The sequence below is a fragment of the Cupriavidus sp. GW822-FHT03E04 genome (assembly GCF_058801495.1).
In genome coordinates, this window is the sequence record NZ_JBXANI010000017.1 from 189,956 (window position 1) to 199,009 (window position 9,054).

General features: G+C 67.3%; 7 protein-coding genes. All 7 read right to left on the reverse strand.

Annotated elements, in window-relative coordinates; all coding sequences use genetic code 11:
- Positions 1–16: 16 nt before the first annotated feature.
- The gene (locus tag AC1RQC_RS24925; RefSeq protein WP_492375572.1) at positions 17–2,290 is read right to left on the reverse strand and encodes a 3-hydroxyacyl-CoA dehydrogenase NAD-binding domain-containing protein; all 2,274 of its coding nucleotides are present in this window, start codon (positions 2,288–2,290) and stop codon (positions 17–19) included.
- 34 nt (positions 2,291–2,324) lie between these two features.
- Positions 2,325–4,154 (reverse strand): AMP-dependent synthetase/ligase, encoded by a 1,830-nt coding sequence (locus tag AC1RQC_RS24930; RefSeq protein ID WP_492884946.1) that lies wholly within the window; start codon positions 4,152–4,154, stop codon positions 2,325–2,327.
- A 69-nt stretch (positions 4,155–4,223) separates the two neighbouring features.
- Positions 4,224–5,036 (reverse strand): ABC transporter ATP-binding protein, encoded by an 813-nt coding sequence (locus AC1RQC_RS24935; protein WP_492884948.1) that lies wholly within the window; start codon positions 5,034–5,036, stop codon positions 4,224–4,226.
- Positions 5,033–5,830, reverse strand: coding sequence for an ABC transporter ATP-binding protein (locus tag AC1RQC_RS24940; RefSeq protein WP_492375569.1), 798 nt, complete (start codon positions 5,828–5,830; stop codon positions 5,033–5,035). Before AC1RQC_RS24940 ends, AC1RQC_RS24935 begins: the two co-directional genes overlap by 4 nt.
- 12 nt (positions 5,831–5,842) lie before the next feature.
- Positions 5,843–6,919 carry a branched-chain amino acid ABC transporter permease gene (locus AC1RQC_RS24945; RefSeq protein WP_492884950.1) on the reverse strand — a complete coding sequence of 359 codons (1,077 nt, stop codon included), beginning with the start codon at positions 6,917–6,919 and terminating at the stop codon, positions 5,843–5,845.
- A 7-nt stretch (positions 6,920–6,926) separates the two neighbouring features.
- Positions 6,927–7,799: a branched-chain amino acid ABC transporter permease gene (locus AC1RQC_RS24950; RefSeq protein ID WP_492884952.1), complete on the reverse strand. Its 873-nt coding sequence runs from the start codon at positions 7,797–7,799 to the stop codon at positions 6,927–6,929.
- A 241-nt stretch (positions 7,800–8,040) separates the two neighbouring features.
- Complete coding sequence (locus AC1RQC_RS24955) at positions 8,041–8,652, reverse strand: methyltransferase domain-containing protein (RefSeq protein ID WP_492884954.1); 612 nt, start codon at positions 8,650–8,652, stop codon at positions 8,041–8,043.
- Positions 8,653–9,054: the final 402 nt, after the last annotated feature.

Consider the following 9,054-nt stretch of genomic DNA (forward strand, 5'->3'; position numbering starts at 1 on the left):
CTGGTTTGCCTTGGCTTCAATGCACGCTCTGCGGCGGCTTGGGTCCCGACTGGATCCTGCTTTGCACGGACCGAGAGTCCTGCGGTAATGAGATAGGCGCATGGGAGATCGGCGCATGGCACTGTGCCTGGCCGCCCGGTGCTACGGCATCGGCTGCGGGCGGCGGCGCGCACCAGTCGGACAAGCGCTGCCCGCTTTGTGCCAGCGCCGCCAGCAAGGGGGAGATGTCCCAGTAGTCGTAAGGATTGCCGCGCAGGCGGGCGTAGCGCTCCAGCCCGGCTTTGACGCGGGGCAGGCCAATGCTGTCCGCCTGCCACACAGGGCCCCCGAGATAGTCGGGAAAGCCATAGCCGGCGGTCCATACCATGTCGATGTCTGCGGGCCGGCAGGCCATGCCCTCCTCCAGCAGCTTGGCGGCCTCGTTGATCAGCGGAAAAATCAGGCGCTCGATGATCTCGGCATCGGTAATGTCGGTGCGCTGGGCGATGCCGTGCGCGCGGCCCAGCGCGGCGCAGATGCGCTCGGCCTCCGGGTCCGCCACCGGCTCGCCGTCCGGATAGCGGTAGTAGCCCGCGCCGCTCTTGCAGCCGAGCCGCCCCAGCATGAACAACGTACGCACCACCGCGCGATAGGCGGGATCCGGCGGCAGTCCCCCGGCCTTGCCGTACTCCAGCACGATCTTGGCGCCCGTGTCGATCCCGGCCAGGTCCAGCATGCGGCACGGCCCCATCGCCATGCCGTAAGCCTGCATCACGGCATCCAACCGCGCCGGGCTCACGCCTTCCATGAGCAGGAACTCGCTCTCGCGCAGGTAGGCCTCGGCCATGCGGTTGCCGATAAAGCCGAAGCACACGCCCGTCACCACCGCTACCTTGCCGAGCCGCCGGGCCAGGTGCATGGCAGTCATCAACACATCCGGCGCGGTGGCGCTGCCGCGCACCACTTCGATCAACCGTCCGCCATTGGCCGGGTTGCGGAAATGCAGCCCGGCGAAATCGTCCGGCCGGCCGCAGGCCTCGGCCAATACCTCCACGTCCAACGTGGAGGTATTGGTGGCAATGATTGCGCCGGGCTTGCAGATCTGGCCAAGACGGGCGCACACCTGCTGCTTGAGCGCCATATCCTCCACCACCGCTTCGATCACCAGTTCGCAGCCGGCCAGTGCGTCGTAGTCCAGCGTGCCGGCAATCAGGCCCATGCGCCTGGCCACCTGATCGGGCTGCAGCCGCCCGGCCGCGGCACTGGCCTCGTACTGGGCGCGCACGGATGCCAGGCCCTTGGCCAACGCCGCGCCGCTGGCCTCAACCAGCGTTACCGGCAAGCCGGCGTCCGCCAGGCTCATGGCGATGCGCCTGCCCATGGTGCCGGCGCCCACCACTCCAGCGGTATGCAGCGCGCGCGGCGTGATGCCCGAGGGCACCCCGGGCACGCGGGCCGCCTGGCGCTCGGCAAAGAACAGATGGCGCAGCGCCCGCGATTCCGGCGACGCCACGCAGGCGGCAAGCAAGGCGGCCTCCACCGCCTCGCCCCCGGCGAACGGCAGCGTCGCTGCCGCCTCCACCGCTTGCACAATTGCCGCTGCCGCGGGATAGCGCGCACGCTCCTGCGTGGCGCGCTGCAAGGCCTGCGCGAAGAAGTCCGGCGGGAGCCCGGCAACAGGCACGGACAGCCTCGACAGCCGGCGCGGCGGCGCTCGCTTCGCCAGCAGGTCTTCCAGAAAATGAAGGCCAGCGGCCAACGGCTCGCCCGGCACCAGCGCATCGACGATGCCGGCGGCCAGCGCCGCCTCGGCGTCGAGCATGCGCCCGCTCAGCATCAGGTCCAGCGCCAGGGCCGCCCCGCAGGCGCGCGGCAGCCGCTGGGAGCCCAGCGAGCCGGGCAGCAGCCCCAGCTTGATCTCGGGCAGCCCGACCCGCGTGCCGGGCGCGGCCACGCGGTAATGGCAGGCCAGCGCCAGTTCCAGCCCGCCGCCCAGCGCGGTGCCGTGCAGCACGGCCACCACCAGCCGTTCGCACGCTTCGATCCGGGCCAGGATACGGTTGTAAGGCGCAGCCGTGAAATCCGGCGCATCGAACTGCGCGATGTCGCCGCCCGCCACGAAGGTCCGGCCCGCGCACCAGATCAGCAAGCCATCGAGGGAGGAATCGGCCTCGAAGGCGGCCACCTTGGCATCCAGCCCCGCCACCGTCGCCACCGAGAGCGCGTTCACCGGTGGATGGTCGATGCACAGCAGGCCGATGCGGCCATGCCGCACCAGGCTGACGGGAACCGCTTTGTCTGCATCGCTCATGGCGCCTCCTGTCTCCTGTTGGGGCCGCTTGCGTTCAGGCCACCTTGGCCAGGTACATCGACTCGATCAGCGCGCTGTATTTGTCGTTGACCAGCTTGCGCTTGAGCTTCATGGTGGGCGTCAGTTCCTCGTCCTCGGCGCCAAGGCGGGTCTCGATCAGCCGGAATGCCTTGATCTGCTCGACCCGCGCGAACTGCTTGTTGACACGGTCGATCTCCTGGCCCACCAGCGCGATCACCTCCTTGCTGCGGCACAGCGAGCCGTAGTCGGAGAAATGCACGTCGTGCTCCTGCGCCCACTGCTCCACGTTGTCCTGGTCGATCATCACCAGGCAGCTCAGGTAGGGCCGGCGGTCTCCGATCACCACGGCGTCGGTCACATAGGGGCTGAACTTGAGCTGGTTCTCCCACTCGGACGGCGTGACGTTCTTGCCGCCAGCGGTGATGATCAGGTCCTTCATGCGGTCGGTGATATAGAAGTAGCCCTGCTCGTCCACCCGGCCCACGTCGCCCGTGCGCAGCCAGCCGTCGGCCATGGTCTCGGCGGTCTTGGCGGGCAGGTTCAGGTAGCCCATGAAGACCTGCGGGCCCCGCACCAGTAGCTCGCCTTCCTGCGAGACCTTCACCTCGGTATGCGGCAAGGCAATGCCGATGCTGCCCGGGCGTGTCCGGCCCGGCGGGTTGCAGGTAGCCGCGCCGGTGATCTCGGTCATGCCCCAAAGCTCGTGCAGCACGATGCCCAGCGCCATATACCAGCGGATCAGGTCGGGCGAGATCGGCGCCGCGCCGGTCACCGCCAGTTGCACGCGGTTCAGGCCCATCATGCGGCGCACATTGCCCAGCACCAGCGTATCGGCCAGCCAGAGCTTCAGGCGCGCGGCCAGAGGCAACACCGTTGCCAGCCCGTCCTCGTGCACGCGGGCCTGACCGGCGGCCAGCGCCCAGTCATAGGCCCAGCGCTGCAGGCGGGTCGCTTCCCGGACCGCGATGGTCACGCTGGAATACAGCTTCTCCCACACGCGCGGCACCGCCAGGAAGGCGTCGGGCTGGATCTCGCGAATGTTGTCGAAGATGGTGTCGGGGTTCTCGACAAAGTTGACGACGGCACCGGACAGGATCGAGTAGTACTCGCCAAAGATCCGCTCCGAGACATGGCACAGCGGCAGGAAGGCCATGCGCTCGCCGATGGTGGTGGCGGGGAGGAACTCGCGCAGCGTCAGGCAGCTGCGCAGCACATTGCGGTGCGACAGCATCGCGCCCTTGGGCCGTCCCGTGGTGCCGGATGTATAGACCAGCACCGCCAGCGCGTCGGCGCCGCCGGCGGCCAGCCGCGCCGCCACCAGCCCCGGTTGCCGGGCCCTCGCTTGCCTGCCGAGTGTCAGCAGCGCGTCAAAGCTGAGCACGCCGGGGTCATCGAAGCCGGCCAGCCCTTCCATGTCGTACACGATCGCCTTGCGCAGCCGTGGCAGGCGCTCGCGTACCTCCAGGTACTTGTCCAGCTGTTCCTCGTTCTCGGCGAAGAGCATGACGCTGCCCGAGTCGTGGCAAAGATACTCCACCTGCGAAGGCGAGTCGGTGGGATAGATGCCGCTGACCACCGCACCGGCGGTGAGCGCGCCCAGGTCGCTCCACACCCATTCGCGGTTGGTGCTGGACAGCACCGACACCACCTCGCCTGCCTGCAGGCCCAGCTCGGCAAGGCCGGCGGCGACATCGGCCACGATCTCGCCCACTTCGCGCCAGCGATAGCTGCGCCAGACGCCGAGGTCCTTCTGCCGCATCATCACGGCGTCGGCGCGCTGGGCCACGGCGTGCCAGAACATCTGCGGCAGGGTCTCGAATGCCGCTTCGGAAAGGGGCCGCATGGTGTGCGCCGTCGCCATTGCCGTTGCCATTGCCATTGATTGCTCTCAACTTGGTGATCGTTTAGCGCGCTACCGCCAGGTCTTGCGCTTTTTCCAGCGGCGCTCGCCGCGCACGCCGTTGTCCTTCATGCCGAGGTAGAACTCCTTGATGTCGTCCTTCTCGCGCAGCACGGCGCAGGTGTCCTCGGCCACGATGCGGCCGTTCTCCAGCACATAGCCATAGTCCGCCGCGTTGAGCGCCATATTGGCGTTCTGCTCCACCAGCAAGATGGTGGTGCCGCGCTCGCGGTTGATGCGCACCACGATCTCGAAGATGTCCTTGGTGAGCTTTGGCGACAGGCCCAGGCTGGGCTCGTCGAGCAGGATCAGCTCCGGCGCGGCCATCAGCGCGCGCGAGATCGCCAGCATCTGCTGCTGGCCGCCCGAGAGCAGGCCGGCATCCTGCGCGGCACGCTCGCACAGCACCGGGAAGTAGTCGTAGACCATTTCTATGTCGCGCGCCACGCCGTCGCGGTCGCGCCGCGTATAGGCACCCATCAGCAGGTTGTCGCGCACAGACAGCAGCGGGAACACCTCCCTCCCCTCGGGCACGTGGCTCAGGCCGCGCCGCACGATCTGCGCCGGATCCATTGCAGCGATGCTCTCGCCCTTGAAGGCGATGCTGCCGCGCGTCGGGTCCAGCACGCCGGAAATGGTCTTGAGGATGGTGGTCTTGCCGGCGCCGTTGGCGCCCAGCACGGTGGCGATGCTGCCGCGCTGCACGGCAAGGCTCACGCCCCGGATCGCCTTGACCGGGCCGTAGGCGCTTTCCACGTTGGCCAGCGCCAGCACGGGCGTGCCGTGGATTTCGCGCATCTTGTCAGCGCCTTCCATCAGGTTCATGCGGCCCTCCGCAGTGAGGCTACGTCGTCTACGGAGCCCAGGTAGGCTTCGATCACGCCGGGGTGCGCCTGGACCTCGGCCGGCGTGCCCTGCGCCAGCACCTGGCCCTGGTTCATCGCCAGCACCCGGTCCGACACGCGCGACACCAGGCTCATGTCGTGCTCCACCATCAGCACGGTGATGCCCAGCTCGCTCTGGATATCGCGGATCCACCAGGCCATGTCCTCGGTCTCTTCCACATTCAGCCCGGAAGACGGTTCGTCCAGCAGCAACAGCCGCGGGCTGCTGCACAAGGCCCGCGCCAGCTCCACCACCTTGCGCACGCCATAAGGCAGGCCCGCCACCAGCGCGTCGCGGTGCGCCTGCAGGTCCAGCAGCTCGATCATTTCCTCGGCCTTGTGGCGCGCGGCCAGCTCCGAGCGGCGCGCGGCGGGGGTAAACAGCAGGTCAGCCCAGAAGCCGCTGGCGCGATGCGTGTGGTGGCCGATCAGCAGGTTCTGCAGCACCGTGGCGTGCTCGAACAGCTCGATATTCTGGAAAGTGCGCGCGATGCCCTGCGCGGCGATCGCGTGGGGCGGCAACTGCGTCAGGCTGCTGCCCTGCCACAGGATCTCGCCGCCGGTGGGCGGATAGATGCGGCTGATCAGGTTGAACACCGTGGTCTTGCCGGCCCCGTTGGGCCCGATCAGCGTAAAGACCTCGCCGCGCCGCACATCGAAGCTCACGCCGCCAAGCGCCAGCACGCCGCCAAAGCGCACCGACAGGTCGCGCACGCTGAGAAGAGTGTCTGTCATGTGCGGGCCTCCTTATTTCAGGCGCTCGGAGCGCTGGAAGGCCTTCTGGCGCCGGAACATACCCTGGCGATAGAAGGGAAACAGCTCCAGGTACGTGCGGATCTTGCACCAGCGCCCGTACAGCCCCATCGGCTCGAACAGCACGAAAGCCATCAGCACCAGGCCGTACACCAGCGCCTGCAGGCCGCTGGCTTGCCCGATGGCAGGCGGCAGGAGATCCTTCGCCAGCACGATCATCTGCGGCATGACGATCAGGAAGATCGCGCCAAGAAACGCGCCATGCACAGAGCCCAGCCCGCCCACCACAACCAGCAGCAACAAGTCGATCGACTGGGCAATGCCGAATTGCTCGGGCGAGATATAGCGCAGCTTGTGGGCATACAACGCCCCCGCGATGCCAACCAGCGCGGCGGACAACGCAAACGACAAGGTCTTGTAGCGCGCCAGGTGAATGCCCATGCTCTGCGCCGAGATCTCCGAGTCCCGGATGGCGATGAAGGCCCGCCCCATGGCGCTGCGCAGCAGGTTTAGCACGGCCAGCGTGGCCAGCAGGCAAACCGCGAGCGACAGGTAGTAGAACGCCACAGGCCCGTCAAGCACATAGCCCCACAGCTGCGGCGCGGCCACCGGCAGGCCGGCATTGCCGCCGGTCACGCTCTCCCAGCGTGCCAGTACCTCCTCGACGATCAGGCCGAAGGCCAGCGTGGCGATCGCCAGGTAGATGCCCTTGACGCGCAATGCCGGCAGTCCCACCACCACGCCCGTCAGTGCCGACAGCGCAGCCGCGGCCAGCAAGGCCGGCACGAAGGGCACGCCGTGGCTGGTCAGCCAGGCCTGTGTATAGGCGCCCACGCCAAGGAAGGCCGCATGGCCGATCGACAGCAGCCCCGTGTAGCCGGACAGCACCATCAGGCCCAGGCCCGCAATGGCGTAGATCAGCACAAAGCCAAGCTGCGCGATCCAGTAGCTGCTGGCCCAGCCCGGCGCGATCAGCAGGCAAGCCATCAGCAAGCCGTACCAGAACGCATGGCCCGGGTGCCTGGCCAGGCGCAGGTCCTGGCGATAGTCGGTCTTGAAGAGGAATCGCATCGCGTCTCTACACCTTTTTGCGCAGGTTCTCGCCGAACAGGCCGTTCGGCTTGAGCACCAGCATGATCAGCACCACGACATAGGCCGCGACGTCCTTGAAGCCCTCCGGCAGGTAAAAGCCCGCCAGCGACTCCACCACGCCGATCACCAGCCCGCCCACGATCGCGCCCGGCAGGCTGCCGAAGCCGCCCACCACCGCTGCGGGGAAGGCCTTGAGGCCGAGCATGCCCATGCTGGCGTGGACAAAGGTGATGGGCGCCAGCAGCAGGCCGGCGATCGCGGCCACCGACGCCGACAAGCCCCAGACCAGCCCGTTGAGCCGCCGCACCGGAATGCCCATGTAGTAAGCGGCAAGCTGGTTCTGCGAGCTGGCCTGCATCGCCACGCCGATGCGGCTGTAGCGGAACACCAGGTAAAGCACCACGCAAAGCGCCGCGGTGACGCCGATCACCGCCACCTGCTCCACGCTCAGCACCAGCGCGCCGGTGCGCCACACCATGCCCTGGTAAGGCACCGGCAAGGTATGCGTGCCGGCGCCGATGCCCGGCACCATGGTGATCAGGCCGCGCATCACGTAGCCCATGCCGATGGTCAGCATCACCACGGCGAACTGCGGCTGGCCCAGGATGGGGCGAATCGCCAGGCGCTCGACCAGCATGCCAAAGCCTGCCATGCCCGCCACCGTCAACGGCACGGCAAGCACCAGTGGCAACCCGAGCATGGTCAGCACCACGCCAGCGAAGGCGCCCAGCATCATGAACTCGCCTTGCGCGAAATTCACCGTCTCGGTCGCCTTGTAGATCAGCACAAAACCCAGGGCGATCAGCGCATAGATGCAGCCCAGCGCAATCCCTGAGATCGTCAATTGCAGGATCTCCAATCTTGTCTCCTGTGCCGGCCGCCCCTTGCCGCGCGCGGTCTGCGGGCGGCAAGGGGCCGATCTCGGAATTGGGTGGGTCAAGCGCGCCCGATGGCACCGGGTGCGACGCGTGCCGTCTTGCGGCTGCTGTGACTGGTGCCACCGTAACAAAACTACCGGTGTGGCTCTTGTGTGGACTGGCTGTATATGGATTGGGGATTACCCATGGATAGCGCGGCTGGCGCTGTGCGCCGCCAGGGGATCAGCGGCGCACCAGCACCACCGCAAGCTCGAATGCGCCGCTCGGATGCGTGACAGCGCTAAACGGCGGCTTGGGCCATTCCCATTGCTGGGCGGGGAACAGCGCGCGCATGGCGTTGATGTCGCAGTGATACGGCGGCCCTTCCACCACGCCCTGGCCAGCGCTGTCGCGGCGCATCTGCATGACCAGCGCTAGCAGGCGTCCGCCGGGACGCAGCCAGGCATGAAGCTGAGCGGCGTAACGGGTCCAGTGGTCGGGATGCAGCGCGCACAGGCAGGTCTGCTCATAGATGGCATCCACCGGCGTGGCCGGCTGCCAATGCAACACGTCCGCCTGTTCCAGGTCCGCTTGCAGTCCGCTGCGCTCCAGCCGGGCAAGCGTGCGGGCCAGCGCCCCGGGCGCGTAGTCGATACCGCTGACCCGCGCGCCATGCGCGGCCAGCGCGGCGACTTCCCAGCCACCGCCACAGCCGGGCACGACCACACGTTCCCCGGCCTGGATGACGCCTTGCGCCAGCCAGGCTTGGAGTTGCGGGCTGGCGGATTCGCGTTCCCAAGGGGTTTGCCCGGATTCGAAGCGGGTTTGCCAGAAGTCGATGGTGGGTCCTGCCATTGGGGGCTCCTCTTATTTTTTTGAAGTTTCCGGTCTGCTGTTTCTTTTGCTGATTCTTTTAGCGGCGTTGGTTTTTGCACCCAAGGGCCATACGACATCCCCCTGCGGGGGCTGCCGGTCACTCGTCTTTGCGTCGGCAAAGAAGACTAACGAGAAGAAAGCCGACCCTGCCGGGAGCAGAGCAATAAGGCTCCTGAGCCTCGGTGGTTGCGTCGTACGGCCCGGAGTGTTGGCTAGCGAATCCTACCGGCCCCAAGGACATCATTTCTGCATGACCCATGGGTTACGTCGTGCAGCCCCTGACCTCGCTTGCGGTGACCATTCACACATCTGCCGTTCGCGGGGCGAAGTGCTGCGCCGTTTCGGGTGTGGCTGGTTTCGTGGTTTTGTCTCGGAGGACGA

Bases quoted from the DNA above. Each gene is read 5' to 3' on its own strand.
- AC1RQC_RS24925 (WP_492375572.1), bottom strand. From the start codon at position 2,290: ATGAGCGATGCAGACAAAGCGGTTCCCGTCAGCCTGGTGCGGCATGGC.
- AC1RQC_RS24930 (WP_492884946.1), bottom strand. From the start codon at position 4,154: ATGCGGCCCCTTTCCGAAGCGGCATTCGAGACCCTGCCGCAGATGTTC.
- AC1RQC_RS24935 (WP_492884948.1), bottom strand. From the start codon at position 5,036: ATGAACCTGATGGAAGGCGCTGACAAGATGCGCGAAATCCACGGCACG.
- AC1RQC_RS24940 (WP_492375569.1), bottom strand. From the start codon at position 5,830: ATGACAGACACTCTTCTCAGCGTGCGCGACCTGTCGGTGCGCTTTGGC.
- AC1RQC_RS24945 (WP_492884950.1), bottom strand. From the start codon at position 6,919: ATGCGATTCCTCTTCAAGACCGACTATCGCCAGGACCTGCGCCTGGCC.
- AC1RQC_RS24955 (WP_492884954.1), bottom strand. From the start codon at position 8,652: ATGGCAGGACCCACCATCGACTTCTGGCAAACCCGCTTCGAATCCGGG.